A 15041-nucleotide genomic window follows, 5' to 3' on the forward strand; every position below is an offset into this window, starting at 1 on the left:
CGCTACGAACCCGCGTGGGATCTCGCCGCGCGCGCCTGACGCTTGGCCGCGCGAGCGCGGTCTACGACCTCGTTCGCATCCGTCGTGTCGACACCGAGGGTGCGCCTGATCACCTCGAGCTCGGCGTCGGTCCAGCGGGTGCGCCCTCGCATCCGCTCACCGAACGTGACGACGTTCAAGCCGAGCAGGTCGATCAGAGCCGCCTGCGTGGGAACCTCGGGCGCCCCCGCCCCGTCCGCGATCGCCGCCCGCAACCGCTCCGCGAAAGCCGCATCGCGCGCCAGTCCCGGCATCAGTCGCGGCCGGCGGCCGCGCTGCGAGGGCGCCCTGCGCGCGCGCTCCTGCGCGAATGCGTCGATCGCGGCCTCGTCGTAGAGCGGGGAGTTGCCTTCTATGGCAACCGGCTCGGGGAGCAGAGGACCCTCCTGGCCGGCTCTGCGCAGCTTGTTGCTGATGGAGCGCATCTTGTAGACCGCGACGACGGACACGCCGAGCTTCTCGGCGACGTCCGCCGTGGTGAGGTGCCGTCCGGTCATCAGCGCTCCTCTCAGCTGGATGAATATAACCACTTTCGCGGTTACGGCGCGCCGCGGCAACCAGACCCAACTTGGTTGGGGATGCTGGGGCGCATGGCTAACAAGGACGCGGACGCCATCCGTGAGGAGCTCCGTCGCATCGGCCAGCAGCTCGCGCAAGCGGACGAGCTGCGCGAACGCCGCGGCAAAGTCGTCGACGAGGCGCGCGCGGCCGAGCTGACCCAGCGAGAGATCGCCCTCCTGCTGGGGATGACCGAGGAAGGGCTGCGGAAGGCGCAGAAGTCCTACCACGGACGCGGGCGCTCTTGCGGCGGCCGCCTCGCGTCCTAGCGACCCCGCCAGACCTTCATGGAGCGCCCGTCGACTGCGAAATCTGATTGCAATTTTCAAGCACTCTTGACTAATATAACCTGACGAATGAGGGGGTGAGATGGACGAGCTGAACTACCGACCCAAGCCGTGGACGCCGAAGGACGTGCCCACGATCTGGGTCGACCAGACCACCGGGCAAGGCGTCACCGACGCCGGCACGCCCGTTCGCCCCGTCATCGGCGAGCGCCGCAAGAACCCCAACCTGACGGACCTGCTCGACACGGCTGCCTCGTACGGCGCTAACCGCATCATGCTGACCGGGAAGCGCCCCGAGCCTGCGCCTGGCGTGCGGCACTGGCTGTACGTCCAGACCCCGAACTGGAAGCCCGGAGCCCACTGGGTCAACAACGGCCCGCCCACCGGTCGGTTCGAGCACGCGGTCACCGGCTTCAAGATCGAAGTCCGCACCGCGGAGGAGTGGTTCGGCGACGGGCCGCTGACCCCTGCCCAGGCTCGTCTGGCCTGGAACGTCACCGCGTCGATCATTCGCCACGCCGACGAGAACGCGCGCCTGTTCAACAGCCCTGCCGCCACCGGAACGAACCTGTGGGCGCTGTCGCTGCCGAAGAACATCAACCCCGTGCCGGTCGAAGACGACATCGCCCAGGAGATCCACTTCACCTCGGGCCTGCACCACTACGACCACCTGGTCGCGGGGGAGTCGTTCGCCAAGCACGAGGACTGCGTCCCGCTGATCGACCCGGCCAAGACGAAGAAGATCAGCGAGTTCGCCTACGTCGACGGCCGGTTCATGTTCGCCGGCGTCGGGCGCGAGCTCGGTATCGGCCCCGCGATCCGGCTGAACCAGGCCGCCGCGTACGAGCTGCTCGAGCAAGACCCCTACGCGCGCGCCCGCTTCCACGTGCGGTTCCGCGTCCCTCAGGGCTGGAACCACGTTGGCCTGCTCGGTGTGAAGCACCTGGACGTTCGCGAAGGCTGGTTCTATCCGAACCGGCCCGGAGCGGTGCACGACACCTGGGCCGACGGCAGCGAGATCCACGTCGCCCTCAAGCACGGGTGGGAGATCCGCCCTCACGAGGCCGTGGTGTTCCGCAAGGCCAAGCCTCTAGACACCTTCACCGAGCGCATGACGCGCGCCCGCGAGCGAGTCCAGCTGCAGGACGAGATGCACCCGGACCTGCGCCGCGCTGTGCTCGCCGCGCTGCGGAACATCATGCTGCACTCGATCGGTGCATTCGCCGCCGCGGGCCGCGACGAGACCCGCGTCGCCGCGTCGCCCGATGACGTCCCGCCCGAGTACAGGGCCAAGATGCTGCGACAGGGCAACCTCTGGATCTATCGCATCCCGTCGCGCCCGAACGACCGCACCCGAAGCTTCTACCACCCGGAGCTCGCCGCCCAGGTCTGGGGTCGCGCACGCGCTCGCGTCCTCCACGGCCCCAGCTCCCTCGGCGGCTACACCTCCGGTGCTCTCACGGTCGACCCCTCGACGCTCATCGGCATCCAGGGTGATGCGATCTACACGACCAAGCTGCCGGCGTGGTCCCTGCCGGACCGGTTCATCGGCGGCGGCGACGACGGCAAGACCGGGCGCCTGCGCCTGCAGGGCTACCTCAACGGATCCTTCATCACGCCGGAGACGCTGCGGCAGCGTGACGCGCTGAAAGCACGTGCCGAGCGGGCCGGCATCGCCAAGGCGCTCGAGCAGGCAGAGGAGAAGGGCTGATGGCTGACCAGCAGCGCACCGCCCAAGACCTCATCCGCGATCTGCGGCGCAAGGGCATCAGCACGGCCGAGATCGCCGAGGAGCTGCACCGCTCGCCTCGAATGGTCCGCAAGATCCTCAACGGCGAAACCAGCGGCGCCCTCTACCGCCAGGCGCTCCAGGAGCTCGCTGACACCGGACGCCTCACCCACGTCCCGCCGCGGCGCCGGCGCAAGGACGGCTCGATCGCCCCCGTGCGAGGCAAGGCCGGCGCCAAGCCCGTCATCCCCGAAGACCTCAGCGGCACCTACGTTGAGGGTCGCCAGGGTGGTCGGCTGCGCGTCGACGTGGCATACGCCACCGGGGGCGACCGGTACATCGAGATGCGCATCCCCAAGGGCCGCACCGCGAAGGGCCGCGAGCAGGCGAACGCCGAACTGATCAAGCAGGTCCGCAACGCCGCCAAGGGCCAGTCCCACGACAAGCAGAAGCAGATCACCGCCCACCTGACCTTCTCCAACGGCCGCGTGATGGAGGTCAACTCGTACAACGCCTCGACGATGCTCAAGCGCATCCACGAGAACGGCGGCGACGCCCTCGGCTGGTTCCGCGAAGAGTCGAAGAACCGATACGTGAACCTCGACACCAGCCGCGACACCATCACCGGCGTCACCCTCAACGTCGTCAGCACGGCCAAGACGACCGAGTACCAGAGGCAGGCCGAGCGCGGCCGCACTCGCCGCCCCCGCTCGCTGTCGCCGGCGGAGCTCATCAGCATGGAAGAGAAGCGGCGCATCGAGGAGCGCCGCGCTCGCCGCCGTGGAAACCGAGGAGGTGGTCAGTGACCATGGCCGCCCCGAAGAAGCCCACAGCTGCAGCGAAGCCCCGCGCACGCAAGGCCGCGCCCCCCGCTGAGGAAGTCACCAGCGACGTCGACCAGGCAGCGACGTCCGAAGCACCCGCACGCGCACCTCGCGCAAGCCAGAAGCCGGCAGCGGCGAGCGCGACGCCTCCTGAGTCGGCCGAGGCGGAGACGCCACCGCCGGCGAAGAAGAAGCGGGGGCCCTACAACGTCGTCTACGTCCAGAAGAAGCCCGTCTCGATCCGTCTCCCCGACGACGCGCTTGAACTGATGGACTGGGCCAAGCAGGATGCAGCCAGCCGCGGCGACCGCCTCACCAAGGACGAGATCGTCACCGTTGCGCTTCGCGCCTACTGGGGCCGCAAACGGCGCCGCGGGTAATGACCGTCTCCTGAGCTGCTGGCAGGGAAGTCGAGATGAGTGAAACTAACGGGCCGGCCGAGTTGCCGGTCTACTCGATCGCCGAGGCATTCGTGAAGCGATCCGGAATGTATATCGGGCAGCCCGTCACGTTCGAGCGAGTGCACACGTTCCTGCTCGGTTTCGAAACGGCGATGTTGTACGTTCGCGACGAGCTCGCGCGCGATCGCAATGCGTTTCAGCCCGTGGGCGTGCTCGGTCAGTTCCGGGAGCAGCTGCGATCCGAGGGGCGGCTCAGGTGGGACTCCTGGTCCCTGACGATCGTGGCGGAAGCGATCGGCTGGACTGGCGACGAGCCTCCGGCGATCGACGATCTGACCGAAGAGCAGCACCTCGAGGCAGTCCGGGACCTTCTCCCGTTGCTCGAGAAGGTCTTTGCCCTCCCCGCGGAGCTTGTCACCTCGCTCCGTGACTCCGCCTGAGAAGGGTAGGCACCCCACCGCTGTCGGTGTGTCGTCCCGCCCATCGAGTTCGAGAACGCGTTCTATGCTGTGCGGCGATGATCAACCTGACCGCCACCGTCCCGCTTGGACCGCTGACAGAACTTGTCGGACGATCCCTCTCGGCGACTGGGAGATGGGTCAACTCATCCGGTAGCGCCTACCTGTCATATCCATCACTCAGAGGATCCTGACCCGGACGAACGATCGCAGTCGCTCGAGGGCAAAGGACCCGTGCGGATGTCGCGCGTCACACCTCGACCTCGAACGGCAACTTTCGCAGTGTCGTCGCGGAAATCCCGGTGCTCTTGTACATCCGGGCGTGGGCGTACTGGATCTCCGGCAGCAGATCGATGCGGCCGATCGCCTCCAGCATGATCTCGTCGGCCTGACCGGTGAGATGACGCAGTTCGGGGATCGCGTACCCGCCCACGTACTTCCCGGAGTTGAGATCCCAGGAGCGCACGGCCCGGCAGCGCCTCCTCGATCCTCTCGCCGAGCTCCACCAGAGCATCGAACGTGTCCTGCCCGTAAGCGTGCGGGGAGAATGGGATCTGCGACATCGTGCCCTTGGTGACGTTGAAGCAGTCGCCCGTGAACGTCCACCACAGGAACGCCAGCCGCGACGCCGCGATCGCGCTGGCCGCGAGCTGGTCCTTCCGGTTCTGAACGAACAGCTTCCCCTCGTTGAGGGGCACCGTGGCGTGCGTGGTCTTGTCGTAGGTGACCGGCGGCACCGTGTACGTGCTCAGGAAGTACGTGGCGGTCTTCTTGAAACCGACGGAGTAGTCGCTCACACGGACAAGCGGCGTCGAGGAGATCGTGCCCTTCGCAAGCAGCGTGTCGATCAGCTCGAACATCGCGTCGCTGCTGGCGCGCATCCAGTTCGGGGTCCGCGAGCCGGCGGGCCGAAGCGAATACCGCAGTGTCGCCATCAGATGCGGACGGAACGCCTCGATCCAGCTGTGGGTGAGCGTCGTGTGCAGCTCGGAGACGCTGCCATACCCGGCGGCGGTGATGATCGTGCTGCGCACCTTCACCTGGAACAGGGCAGCCGGGCGTTCCTGGAAGGTGCTCACCCAGATCGCATCGAACCGCCGCTCGTAGAACTTCCGCAGTGACTCGTCGCGATCGGCGAACTGGCTGCGGATGGGAACGATCAGGCTGAGCCGGCCATCCGGGCGCGTGATCTGCGCCGAGCGCTCGCAGCAGGAGGCGTAGATGTCGTCGACGTTGTCTGTCTCGAAGCCGGTGATGCGGTAGCTGAGCTCGCGCCGGTTGACGTAGGGTGGGTTGCCGATGACGACGTCGAAGCCGCCCTGATTGGGGTGTGACACGTCGCCCCGCACCGGCAAGAAGCGCGGCCCGTACAATGTCCAGCGCATCGAAAAACACCCCGCGACCTTCCGACTACCTCCGGACGTCTTCGAGTACATCAACCAGGCACGCGACGAAGCCGCGGCCCGTGGTGATCGCCTCACCAAAGACGAAGCGATCACCATGGCAGTCCGCGCGTTCTGGGGCGGCAAGCGCCAGCGCCGCCGCTGATCACCACACCGACATAACCGACGAAAAGAACTCTGGAGGCATCTGATGAGCCGTCGATCTATGCTCGAGCAGGAAACCGATCCGCTACACCCCGCGCGGATGCTACCGCGCACCTGAGACGAACGCGCGGTCCTTCACCGAGGATGGCTACATCTCGACATGATCAACCGAGGCAGCGAGAAGATTTCGTGCGAAGAGGTGGAGGACCTCGTCTACCGCTATGACAGCTTCGATCTAGCGGCCGCCGTCGCGATGCTCGACCCCGTGTTCAGCGAGCGGGTATGCGTCTACGTGAGTCTCAAGGAGGGCGGCCCGCTCGGGCTCGAACGGATCCGCGCCGCCATGGAGTCCGCCGGGGTGGCTAAGCATAAGCACCCCGAGCGGCTGATCGCCGTCGACGACATGCCCCTCACCAAGGTAGGCAAGATTGACAAGAGGGAGCGGAGAGGGCTTTGCCCGCCGCGACAGCGCCTAATGGGGCAGACGCTCAGCGCCCGCGCCGCCACGCGAGCCAGTGGCGGATGCTCTCCTCGAGCGCGTGCAATAGAGGCAACATCACCCAGATGACGCACGCGACGGTCAGTGGCGTCGTACATAGGATCTGGAGGTACGGCGGCAGGCCGGTCAGGAGCGGAGCGATGAAGTAGGCGTTGAACATGGCAGGCGGTACCAGCGCGATCCACACTAAAATCGCCGTCCACCACCGCGGGCGCGCGGGACCGGCCGTCGGGATTGCACCGGTGAGGGCGTCCGGAGTCAGTGGACGGGCCTGCCCGATCGTGAGCGGCACGGCCTGTTGCAGGTGCGCCTGCCGCTCCTTACTGTCCTCCCACCGGATGAGGTCATGGGGGGAAGCGAACGTGATCTCGACGACAACCTGGCGCCGGTGCCGTTCCGAGACTCGGACCTTCGACTCCCGGTAGCCGGGGAACGACTGGGCCCGGCCGGTGAAACCATGCGCCCACTCGGTGAGATCGTCCAGCCGCCCGGGGACGGCTGTGCGCGCCACCCGAGCCGTGACCGTGAGGTTATCTGGTTGCATGGTGTCCTCCCGGGGCAGAGGAAGCCCCGTCTCCCAGCGTATTGCGCCGATGACGCGGCACTGAACAGCTTCCGACCATCGGGGTCCGGATCAATAGCGCGAAATAGTGCTCTTCCGAGCAGTGGAGTGTCACCGCCACTGCCGCCTCACGCAGGATGGAAAGTTGAAAGACCTGGATCGACGGGGAGGTCATTTGCACGAGGCGTTTCGCTTGCTGCGGGAAGAAAGGCTCAAACGAGGCCGATACCATCGCCGAGCGACGGTGTATCACCCGGACGTAGAAGAGGTCGACCAGCTCTACGGTGTCCGGCTTCAGCTGGAGTCCTTAGGCGCGCGCCGGACGGTGGACGGATGCTGCGCTCCGAGATCGGCGCTTCGCGCGAGTACGGGACGCTAATGGATGCGGCGCTGGCAGTCGGTGACATGGACGCCTGGCTGGTGGCGCACCACGCGTTCCTCCGCTGCTGCGTCGCGCGTGCAGACATCCCGTTGGGGCGGGTAGTGGACTCCTACCCGGAACGCTGCTTACACATCTATCAGTTGTGGCACCCGCAGTCGTTCGCCATCGCTCATCGCGAGTACGAGGCCGTCCTCGAGTCGATCGTCAGGCGTCCGACGCCCAGGGGATCGATCTGTCGCCGCTGGCGACCCACGAGTTCGCCTTCGACGATGCCGCCGCCGCCTTCGAGCAGTCCCGCGACGCGTCCAGCAGCCTGAAGGTCCTGCTCCGACCGTAGAGCGCCTGGGCCGTCGGGGCCGTCACAGGGAGCCACGCGGGCGGCGTGGGGTGGCACGGGCTGCAGTGGCACCGCGGAGACGATCCTCCCGCCTGTCGGGTCGGCATCGGAGCGCGCGGTGCAGGAGGAGCGCGCCCACGTTGCAAGTAAGCTTTCTGCCGTGCAGAATCGACAGCTCGGGTCGCCGGGCGATCCACCCCAGTATCCGATCGAGTCGGTCGACAACGCGCTGAAGCTGATCCTGCTGCTGGGTGAGGAGCACGAGCTGCGGCTCACGGACGCCGGTGCCCTCCTCGGGGTGGCGACCTCGACCGCGCACCGACTTCTCGCGATGCTGGCATGGCGCGGCTTCGTGCGGCAGAACCCGGTGACCAAGGCTTACGGCCCTGGCCCGGCGCTGACGACGGTGGCCTTCTCGGTGCTGCGCAGGATGGATGTCCCGAGACTGGCGCAGCCGATCCTCGAGGACCTCAGCGCCGCCCTCGGTGAGACCTGCCACCTGGGCACGCTCGAGGGCAACCATGTCCGATTCCTCGCCGTTGCCGAGCCCGATGTGGCCGTGCGCGTGGTTTCGAGACTGGGCAAGACCCTGCCGGCGCATTGCACCTCGACCGGCAAGGCGCTGCTTGCCGAGCTGAGCGACGAGCAGCTCTTCCGGCTGTACCCGGACGAGCAGCTCGAGATCGTCACACCGAACTCCATACGTTCCCGAGACGAACTCGTCGCCGAACTGGTTCGGACACGACTGGACGGTTATGCCGTGAATCGGCAGGAAAGCGAGGACGGCGTGGCGAGCGTCGCGGTCCCGGTCCACGTCTCGTCGGGACTGCGACTGGCGATCAACGCCTCCGCGCCCGTGCAGCGGTTACCGCCGGGCAAGGTCAAGTCCCTAGCGCGGTCACTGCAGGACGCCGCGATCCGCCTCGCCGAACTGTTGGGGTGAACCGGCCCGGGTCGTCGTAGCGCCCATGGATGCGCTGCGCACGCGAACACGCCGCTGATGAGCGTGGCTGCGGGAGCGACCGACCCGCCGCCGTGGGCCTCAGTGCCCGTTGGCCGGATCGTCCGGGTCGCGGGCGGCTTCTTCGCCTTGATCCAGCCCACTCAGCGTCGCCATATCCTCCGAGCTGAGCGTGAAATCGAAGACGTCGATGTTCTGCGCGAGATGCTTCTCATCGCCGGCGCGCGGGACGGGAACGATCCCTTCCTCGATGTGCCAGCGCAGTAGGACCTGTGCGGGCGACTTGTCATACTTCGACGCGATCGCGGTCACCGCGGGATCGGACAGCAGGGCTCCTCCGCGTCCGAGCGGGCTCCACGCCTCGGTCAGGATGCCGTGAGCGCGCTGGAAGCTGCGCTGTTCGACACGGGCGATGTCGACGCTGAGCTGGATCTGATCGACGTCGGGGACGACACCGGTCGCGTCGACGACGCGCTGAAGGTGGTGAGACTTGAAGTTGGAGACGCCGATCGCCTTCACTCGTCCCTCTTCGAGCAGTCTCACCAGACCCTTCCACGCTTCGACGTATCGGTCGAGGGCCGGAACCGGCCAATGGATCAGGAACAGATCGAGGTAGTCGACGCGAAGGGTCTTCAGCGATCGGTCGTACGCGCGCTGCACTCCCTCGACGCTGTGGTCCTCCTTGTTGAACTTGCTCGTGATGAAGACCTCGTCACGAGGGATGCCCGATGCACGCAGACCGGCACCGACGGCCTCCTCATTCGCGTACTTGTACGCCGTATCGAACAGGCGGTAACCGTAGCCGACCGCCTTCTCGACCATCGTTGCGCACTCGTCTCCCGTGAGTGGCCACGTGCCCACCCCGATTCGCGGGATGCGGTGACCGTGCAGGAGGGGGAGGGTGGTGTCGTCAGCTCTCATCGGGCGGCCGCCTTCGCCGGAGCCGTGCTCGAGGGCTCGAGGAGGGCGCGCAGCCGATGTATCAGCTCGTCCGCCTTCGCTCGCGAGGCGACCGAGCGGCGGGCGTCGACGAGGGCACGCGGCCAGTTCACGATGACGGCACCTTCGGCCTGCCCTTGGCTCTCGCCGTACACGACGGCGAAGCGGTCCTGCGCAGGGTCGCCCACCATCGTCCAGTGATCAGATCCGGTATGCCCGACGATCTGGATCTTCCAGTCGTACTGGTCGCTCCACACATACTCCGTCGGGTCGTAGCTGCGCAGGTCATCCGGGTGAGCGATGTTATGCGCGACAATCAGCGCCTGATCCGTCGCGCTCGTCCAGTGCTCCAACCGGATCGGGTCGGGATGCCGTCGGTTCATGAATCGTGCCACGTCGCCGATCGCATACACGTGGGAGACGCCGACGGCGGCAAGCGTGCCTTCGCAGACGACACCGTTATCCAGCGCGAGGCCCGACGACTCGAGCCACTCCGTGTTGACGACCGCTCCGATACCGAGCAGGACAGCGTCGACATCCAGCGTCGCGCCATCGGTGAGCGTGACCTGGACGCGGTCACCCGTGCGCTCGACGTTCTCGACGGAGACGCCGAAGCGTAGCTCAGCACCCTCCCTGCGGTACTTCTCCGCGAAGATACCGCCCACTTCCATATTCATCGCCCGGCCCATCGGAGCACCGATCGGTTCGATGATGGTGACCTTGACACCGGCCGCAAGCGCTGTGGCGGCCGCCTCGGCGCCGATGAATCCGGCGCCGACCACCGCGAGGTGGCGGCCCGGAACGAGCTCCTTGCGCAGCTCGTCGGCATCGGCGCGGGTACGCAGCACGTGGACGCCGGGAGTGGAAGCCCACGGGGTTCGGCGAGCTCGGGCACCCGTCGCGATGACGAGGATGTCGTAGGTCAGCTCGCTGCCGTCGGCGAGCGTCAGCGTCTTGCCGGCAGGATCCAGCTCGGTCGCGGCGACGCCGAAACGGGTCTCGACCCGCAGGCCTTCGAGCGCTTCCGCCGTCGTCAGCGCGATCTCCGGGTCGGATGCGGCGCCGCTGAGGTACTTCTTCGACAGCGGGGGACGGTCGTAGAGGGGATGGCTCTCCTGGTCCACCAGCGTGATCGCGCCGGTGAACCCCTCCGAACGAAGATTCTGTACGAGCTTGACTCCGGCGACGGAAGCACCGACGACGACGACGTGAGACATGCGAATCGGCTCAACCCTCGACAGACAGCGCCGAGACCGGGCAGCTTCGGGCGGCTTCCTCGACGCGAGTGCGCTCCGCGTCCGGCACCTCGAGCTGCAAGAGCACGACCTTGCCGTCGTCGTCGATGTCGAAGTAGTCTCCCGCGGCCACGACGCAGTTCGCGTAGCCCTGGCAGAGGGAGAGGTCAGCCTTCACCGTGGCCATGGTCATTCCTCGTTGATGATGGGTCGGGGTCGGGGAACATGGGCGCGTACGGCGACCCGATCATCGCTGAGAACGTCTGGACGGTCTGCCAGGTGAGCGCCTCCAGCTCGAGCGGGTCGAGTGCGATCCATTGTCCGGATTTCGGAGAGTCGATGAGCAGACGCGTCCCGTTGCGGGTCTCGACCCGGCTCACCGTGATCTCAGAGAACTCGTTGGCGATCGTGAGCGGCTCGCCGACGGTGCGCGCGACCAAACGTGCGCGCTCCTCGGCGGCGGCGATCGCGGCGGCCCGATCGACGTCGGCGCCTTCCCACTCCAGGGTCACAGGAAGATCGCCAGGTTCTGGGTGCGCAGCACCGACTCGTCGACGAGGATGACGCGGCGCGCGAGCTTGTACTCGCCTCCGACGTCACGGAACACATCCTCCCGGTGGGCGGAGATGATCGACGGCTCGTTCACGTCTCCTCGGCTGCGGAACAGCAGCATCGCGGAGTCGGCGAGCACCTCGCCGGGCACGTCGGTCTCGAACACCCGCACGTTGGTCACGAAGTGACGCAGCCGGGACGGAGGGTCCTCGGTCCAGGCATGCTCGGTAAGGAACCGTGCGACGCGCCGGCTGAGCGAGTACTTGTTCTCGTCCCAGTGCGCCATCCCGGGGGACGTGCTGAAGGGCGTGCCGAGTGCGGTGGTCACGCGGACGGGCATGACGTAGTGGATGTCTTCCGTCAGCATGTCCAGCCAGCTCTCATACCGCTGCTGGTCGAGAGTGTAGGCCTCTTCGACGAGCCAGCGATGGATCGTGGCGTGCAGCTCGCTCGTGAAGGGCAGGGACGAGCCCACCCGGTCGGCGAGGGTTGACGACTTGCGAAGCCGGGAGACTTCGGAAACTGCCTTGCCGGTCTCCTCGATCATCGGACCACCTTCTGACCATTGTTCGTGATGCCCGCAGGTCGGGGCTCGACATCCAGTGGCGGCTCGCCGCCGATCGACAGGGCACGGAAGTCGACGCCCTCGTACTCCGACTCCAGGTAGTCCGCCCAGCGGTGGAGCAGATGGCGCTGGTTGTACTCGCCGTAGCCCACGTGCGCGACGCCGGGGCCGGCGAACTGGTCGGGGCCGAGCGGCTCGACGACCGGCGATCCATCCTTGAGGATGCCCATGCGGCTGTTCAGGAGCAGGCGCCGCGCCATTGATCCCTTCGCCGTGTTCGTGAGCGAGACCCAGTTCTCCACGTCGTCCTGCTCGAACATGCCCGTCGACCCGAAGCACATCAGGTAGGCCTTGTACGACAGTGCCTTGAACTCCTCCGGAGCCTCAGCGTCGACCGCGAACCAGGAGTACACCTCGGTCTCGTCCTCGCTGATCGGAAGCCACGTCCGGATGGAGATGAACGGGAGCACGTCCTCGTCCGAACCCTCCTCGACCTTGGGCCAGTTGTGGACGAAGGACATGTTCGGGAAGAGCGAGGCCGCGGAGATCATGAACCCGTCGCGGCCGATGACATCGAGCTGCTCCTGAGACCAGGTCGCCTTCATCCGCTCGACCATCTCGTCCGGGTAGCCGACGTACCGCAGCCGCTCCTCGAGCGTGCCCGGCGGGAGCTTGTAGGTCGTGCCGCCTCCGTTGCCGGCCCAGTATGTGTTGCCGTCCTTGCGCTTCTCGGCCTTCGGCTCGCGGAACAGCCCGATCTCGACGACCGAGGTGTGCGTCTGGGGCGTGTGGTACATGTCGCCGGCGAAGTTCTCGGCGCCGATCTTCCAGTTCGCCTTGACGCGCCACCGCTGCGGGCCCCGGAGCTCGATGCCGCTGGGGCTCTGCCGGGTGTAGTAGTCGAGATAGAACTTGAAGTCGCCGATGTAGTCCTCGAGGCTCGGCGCATCCGGGTCCATGCTGATGAAGATCAGGCCGTTGTACATACCGAGGTTCGGCGCCGGCAGGAGCCGTGCGCCCTTTCGGCTGAACCCGGCCTCGCCGCCGTAGGCCTCCTCGTGGAAGGGGAGTCCGACGATGCGTCCGTCGTTGCGGTAGGACCACCCGTGGTACGGGCAGCGGAAGTGCGAGGCGTTCCCCATCTCGGCCCGGCAGACCTGCATGCCGCGATGCAGGCACATGTTGAAGTGGGCGCGGATCTCACCCTTCTCGTCGCGGACGATGATGAACGAGTCGTCGAGTATTCGCCGGACGACGTAGTCGCCGGCCTGAGGAATCTCGGACTCGTGGCCCACGAACAGCCAGGCGCGGCTGAAAAGGTTCTTTCGTTCGCGCGCGAAGATCTCCGCGTCGTTGTAGATGTACGCCGGTATCATTCCGCGACGGATCTCGTCGTAGATCGTCATGCTGGAAGTGCTCATCGTCGCGCCTATCCGTAGTGTAATGCTTCGACACCGCTCCGACGTCGCACGTCGTAGCAGGCCGAGGCATAGTTTCTGATGTGCAGAAATTGATTCTGCCACACACGCGCGCCTTACGTCAAGTGGGCCCGAGGAAGGCCTTCGCGGCCGCGCTCGGAGGAGGAGGCGATGCGTCGCGGCTGCGAGGACCATCCTCCCGTCCCAGAGGGTGGGCATGCTCCTCTGGAACACAGAAACCGCTTCTGCTGGAAACGAGGAGTCAATGATGAGCCCGTCGACCGATGTCGCAGACCGGGAATGGACCGTCACTCTCGATGGCAAGCCGTGGGCCAGTGCCGCGCGCTACGAGGTCGAGAACCCCACGACCGGGCGTCCCCTGACCTCCGCCCCCGACCTCTCCGAGGAGGAGGTCGGGCGCGCGGTGGCGGCGGCGCAGGCTGCGCAGCCGGCCTGGGGCGCGATGCCGCCCCGAGCCCGGGCCGCCGTGATCCGGCAACTCGCTGCGACGATCCGAGAGCACCGTGAGGAGCTCGCCACTCTCGACGCACTGGACGGCGGGTTCACCCTCTCGATGATGAGGGGCGATGTGGACGCGGCGGCGGAACTCATGGAGATCTTCGCCGACATGGCGCTCGACCTCGGTGGCCGGACGATTCCGGTGAGCACGAACCTCCACTACACCATGCAGGTGCCCTACGGAGTGGTCGCGCGTATCGGTGCGTTCAACCATCCCTTCTTCTTCGCGGCGGCGAAGGTCGCCGCGCCCCTCGTCGCCGGCAACGCCGTGGTCCTCAAGGCCCCGGACCAGACGCCGCTGTCTTCGTTGCGCCTGGCCGAGCTCGCGGTCGGGATCCTCCCGGACAATCTGTTGATCACCGTCAGCGGTCGCGGCGCGGTGACCGGACGCGCGCTGGTGCGTCATCCCGAGGTCCGCCGGATCGGTTTCATCGGGTCCACCGCGACGGGGCAATCGATCCAGCGGGATGCAGCCGAGACCGGAGTCAAGCACGTGTCGCTCGAACTGGGCGGAAAGAACGCTCAGATCGTCTTCGCCGACGCCGATTTGGAGGCGGCTGCGGCCGGTGCCGTCGCGGGTATGAACTTCACGTGGGTCGCCGGACAGAGCTGCGGCTCGACGAGCCGCCTGCTCGTGCACTCCTCGGTGGCCGACGAAGTGATCGGCCGGGTCGCCGAGCGCATGGCCGCGATCCGGGTGGGAGACCCGCTGGACCCGTCCGTGGACATGGGCCCGCTCGTGTCGGAGGCACAGTTCCAGAAGTCCATCAGCGCCATCGCCGAAGGCAGGAAGGCGGGTGCCACCGTGGCGACGGGCGGCGGCCGTCCCGCCGGCCTCGATGAGGGGTGGTTCGTCGAGCCGACGCTGCTCACCGGTGTCAGCCCCGGGTCGTTCGTCGAGCAGAACGAGATCTTCGGCCCCGTCCTCTCCGTCACCACCTTCGACGCCGACGAGGAGGCCGTACGGATCGCCAACGGCGTCCAGTACGGGCTCACCTCGAGCATCTGGACGCGCGACGTCACGCGCGCCCACGTCGTCGCCCGGCAGATCGAGGCCGGCTACATCCTCGTCAACAGTGGCAGCCGGCACTTCTGGGGACTGCCGTTCGGAGGGGTGAAGGCTTCGGGGATCGGCCGCGAGGAGTCCCTCGACGAACTGATCTCGTACACCGAGACGAAGACCGTGACCGTTCTGCTCTCGTAGGGGGGCAGCGCTGCGCGCTGTACGT

General features: G+C 66.8%; 19 protein-coding genes. 10 read left to right on the forward strand and 9 right to left on the reverse strand.

The window, feature by feature from the left end; translation table 11 throughout:
* Positions 1-2: 2 nt before the first annotated feature.
* Positions 3-536 (reverse strand): helix-turn-helix transcriptional regulator, encoded by a 534-nt coding sequence (locus tag MICSW_RS14875; RefSeq protein WP_005050761.1) that lies wholly within the window; start codon positions 534-536, stop codon positions 3-5.
* Between the two features lie 93 nt (positions 537-629).
* Between MICSW_RS14875 and MICSW_RS14880 the strand changes: the two genes are divergently transcribed.
* The 5 genes from MICSW_RS14880 (at position 630) to MICSW_RS14900 (ending at position 4278) form a co-directional block, all read left to right on the forward strand.
* Positions 630-866, forward strand: a complete 237-nt coding sequence (locus tag MICSW_RS14880; RefSeq protein ID WP_464496410.1) for a hypothetical protein — start codon at positions 630-632, stop codon at positions 864-866.
* Between the two features lie 100 nt (positions 867-966).
* Positions 967-2595: a hypothetical protein gene (locus tag MICSW_RS14885; protein ID WP_005050756.1), complete on the forward strand. Its 1629-nt coding sequence runs from the start codon at positions 967-969 to the stop codon at positions 2593-2595.
* The gene (locus MICSW_RS14890) at positions 2595-3419 is read left to right on the forward strand and encodes a hypothetical protein (RefSeq protein WP_047801722.1); all 825 of its coding nucleotides are present in this window, start codon (positions 2595-2597) and stop codon (positions 3417-3419) included. The genes MICSW_RS14885 and MICSW_RS14890 overlap by 1 nt, the downstream gene beginning before the upstream one ends.
* On the forward strand, positions 3416-3817 hold the full coding sequence (locus MICSW_RS14895; protein WP_005050751.1) for a hypothetical protein: 402 nt from the start codon (positions 3416-3418) through the stop codon (positions 3815-3817). Before MICSW_RS14890 ends, MICSW_RS14895 begins: the two co-directional genes overlap by 4 nt.
* A 35-nt stretch (positions 3818-3852) precedes the next feature.
* Positions 3853-4278, forward strand: coding sequence for a hypothetical protein (locus tag MICSW_RS14900; protein WP_005050749.1), 426 nt, complete (start codon positions 3853-3855; stop codon positions 4276-4278).
* A 194-nt stretch (positions 4279-4472) separates the two neighbouring features.
* Here MICSW_RS14900 and MICSW_RS14905 read toward each other — a convergent pair whose 3' ends face one another.
* Positions 4473-5633 carry an Eco57I restriction-modification methylase domain-containing protein gene (locus MICSW_RS14905; protein ID WP_464496411.1) on the reverse strand — a complete coding sequence of 387 codons (1161 nt, stop codon included), beginning with the start codon at positions 5631-5633 and terminating at the stop codon, positions 4473-4475.
* Between MICSW_RS14905 and MICSW_RS14910 the strand changes: the two genes are divergently transcribed.
* The gene (locus tag MICSW_RS14910; protein WP_039712023.1) at positions 5620-5844 is read left to right on the forward strand and encodes a hypothetical protein; all 225 of its coding nucleotides are present in this window, start codon (positions 5620-5622) and stop codon (positions 5842-5844) included. The genes MICSW_RS14905 and MICSW_RS14910 overlap by 14 nt on opposite strands.
* Before the next feature lie 159 nt (positions 5845-6003).
* On the forward strand, positions 6004-6411 hold the full coding sequence (locus MICSW_RS14915; RefSeq protein ID WP_005050745.1) for an AMP-binding enzyme: 408 nt from the start codon (positions 6004-6006) through the stop codon (positions 6409-6411).
* Here MICSW_RS14915 and MICSW_RS14920 read toward each other — a convergent pair.
* A complete protein-coding gene (locus MICSW_RS14920; protein WP_005050743.1) occupies positions 6332-6886 on the reverse strand; it encodes a putative antibiotic biosynthesis monooxygenase in 555 nt (184 codons plus the stop codon). The genes MICSW_RS14915 and MICSW_RS14920 overlap by 80 nt on opposite strands.
* Before the next feature lie 351 nt (positions 6887-7237).
* Between MICSW_RS14920 and MICSW_RS14925 the strand changes: the two genes are divergently transcribed.
* Positions 7238-7603 carry a hypothetical protein gene (locus tag MICSW_RS14925; protein ID WP_135012837.1) on the forward strand — a complete coding sequence of 122 codons (366 nt, stop codon included), beginning with the start codon at positions 7238-7240 and terminating at the stop codon, positions 7601-7603.
* Between the two features lie 180 nt (positions 7604-7783).
* Positions 7784-8566, forward strand: coding sequence for an IclR family transcriptional regulator (locus MICSW_RS14930; RefSeq protein ID WP_039712028.1), 783 nt, complete (start codon positions 7784-7786; stop codon positions 8564-8566).
* Positions 8567-8665: 99 nt separating this feature from the next.
* Here MICSW_RS14930 and MICSW_RS14935 read toward each other — a convergent pair whose 3' ends face one another.
* The 6 genes from MICSW_RS14935 to MICSW_RS14960 are packed head-to-tail and all read right to left on the reverse strand — an operon-like array spanning position 8666 to position 13296.
* Complete coding sequence (locus MICSW_RS14935) at positions 8666-9505, reverse strand: aldo/keto reductase (protein WP_005050739.1); 840 nt, start codon at positions 9503-9505, stop codon at positions 8666-8668.
* Entirely contained in the window at positions 9502-10740 is a 1239-nt protein-coding gene (locus tag MICSW_RS14940) for an NAD(P)/FAD-dependent oxidoreductase (RefSeq protein WP_062633832.1), read from the reverse strand. Before MICSW_RS14940 ends, MICSW_RS14935 begins: the two co-directional genes overlap by 4 nt.
* A 10-nt stretch (positions 10741-10750) precedes the next feature.
* Positions 10751-10945, reverse strand: coding sequence for a ferredoxin (locus MICSW_RS14945; protein WP_062633830.1), 195 nt, complete (start codon positions 10943-10945; stop codon positions 10751-10753).
* Positions 10926-11270: a hypothetical protein gene (locus tag MICSW_RS14950; protein ID WP_062633828.1), complete on the reverse strand. Its 345-nt coding sequence runs from the start codon at positions 11268-11270 to the stop codon at positions 10926-10928. The genes MICSW_RS14945 and MICSW_RS14950 overlap by 20 nt, the downstream gene beginning before the upstream one ends.
* A complete protein-coding gene (locus MICSW_RS14955) occupies positions 11267-11857 on the reverse strand; it encodes a 3-phenylpropionate/cinnamic acid dioxygenase subunit beta (protein ID WP_062633826.1) in 591 nt (196 codons plus the stop codon). Before MICSW_RS14955 ends, MICSW_RS14950 begins: the two co-directional genes overlap by 4 nt.
* Positions 11854-13296, reverse strand: a complete 1443-nt coding sequence (locus MICSW_RS14960) for a Rieske 2Fe-2S domain-containing protein (protein ID WP_228164524.1) — start codon at positions 13294-13296, stop codon at positions 11854-11856. Before MICSW_RS14960 ends, MICSW_RS14955 begins: the two co-directional genes overlap by 4 nt.
* Positions 13297-13561: 265 nt before the next feature.
* Between MICSW_RS14960 and MICSW_RS14965 the strand changes: the two genes are divergently transcribed.
* Positions 13562-15016 (forward strand): aldehyde dehydrogenase family protein, encoded by a 1455-nt coding sequence (locus MICSW_RS14965; protein WP_062633835.1) that lies wholly within the window; start codon positions 13562-13564, stop codon positions 15014-15016.
* Positions 15017-15041 lie beyond the last annotated feature (25 nt).

The sequence above is a fragment of the Microbacterium sp. SW12 genome, assembly GCF_055391095.1.

Bases quoted from the DNA above. Each gene is read 5' to 3' on its own strand.
- MICSW_RS14955 (WP_062633826.1), bottom strand. From the start codon at position 11,857: ATGATCGAGGAGACCGGCAAGGCAGTTTCCGAAGTCTCCCGGCTTCGC.
- MICSW_RS14880 (WP_464496410.1), top strand. From the start codon at position 630: ATGGCTAACAAGGACGCGGACGCCATCCGTGAGGAGCTCCGTCGCATC.
- MICSW_RS14965 (WP_062633835.1), top strand. From the start codon at position 13,562: ATGAGCCCGTCGACCGATGTCGCAGACCGGGAATGGACCGTCACTCTC.
- MICSW_RS14945 (WP_062633830.1), bottom strand. From the start codon at position 10,945: ATGGCCACGGTGAAGGCTGACCTCTCCCTCTGCCAGGGCTACGCGAAC.
- MICSW_RS14935 (WP_005050739.1), bottom strand. From the start codon at position 9,505: ATGAGAGCTGACGACACCACCCTCCCCCTCCTGCACGGTCACCGCATC.
- MICSW_RS14875 (WP_005050761.1), bottom strand. From the start codon at position 536: ATGACCGGACGGCACCTCACCACGGCGGACGTCGCCGAGAAGCTCGGC.
- MICSW_RS14900 (WP_005050749.1), top strand. From the start codon at position 3,853: ATGAGTGAAACTAACGGGCCGGCCGAGTTGCCGGTCTACTCGATCGCC.
- MICSW_RS14885 (WP_005050756.1), top strand. From the start codon at position 967: ATGGACGAGCTGAACTACCGACCCAAGCCGTGGACGCCGAAGGACGTG.
- MICSW_RS14940 (WP_062633832.1), bottom strand. From the start codon at position 10,740: ATGTCTCACGTCGTCGTCGTCGGTGCTTCCGTCGCCGGAGTCAAGCTC.
- MICSW_RS14920 (WP_005050743.1), bottom strand. From the start codon at position 6,886: ATGCAACCAGATAACCTCACGGTCACGGCTCGGGTGGCGCGCACAGCC.
- MICSW_RS14915 (WP_005050745.1), top strand. From the start codon at position 6,004: ATGATCAACCGAGGCAGCGAGAAGATTTCGTGCGAAGAGGTGGAGGAC.
- MICSW_RS14890 (WP_047801722.1), top strand. From the start codon at position 2,595: ATGGCTGACCAGCAGCGCACCGCCCAAGACCTCATCCGCGATCTGCGG.
- MICSW_RS14960 (WP_228164524.1), bottom strand. From the start codon at position 13,296: ATGAGCACTTCCAGCATGACGATCTACGACGAGATCCGTCGCGGAATG.
- MICSW_RS14925 (WP_135012837.1), top strand. From the start codon at position 7,238: ATGCTGCGCTCCGAGATCGGCGCTTCGCGCGAGTACGGGACGCTAATG.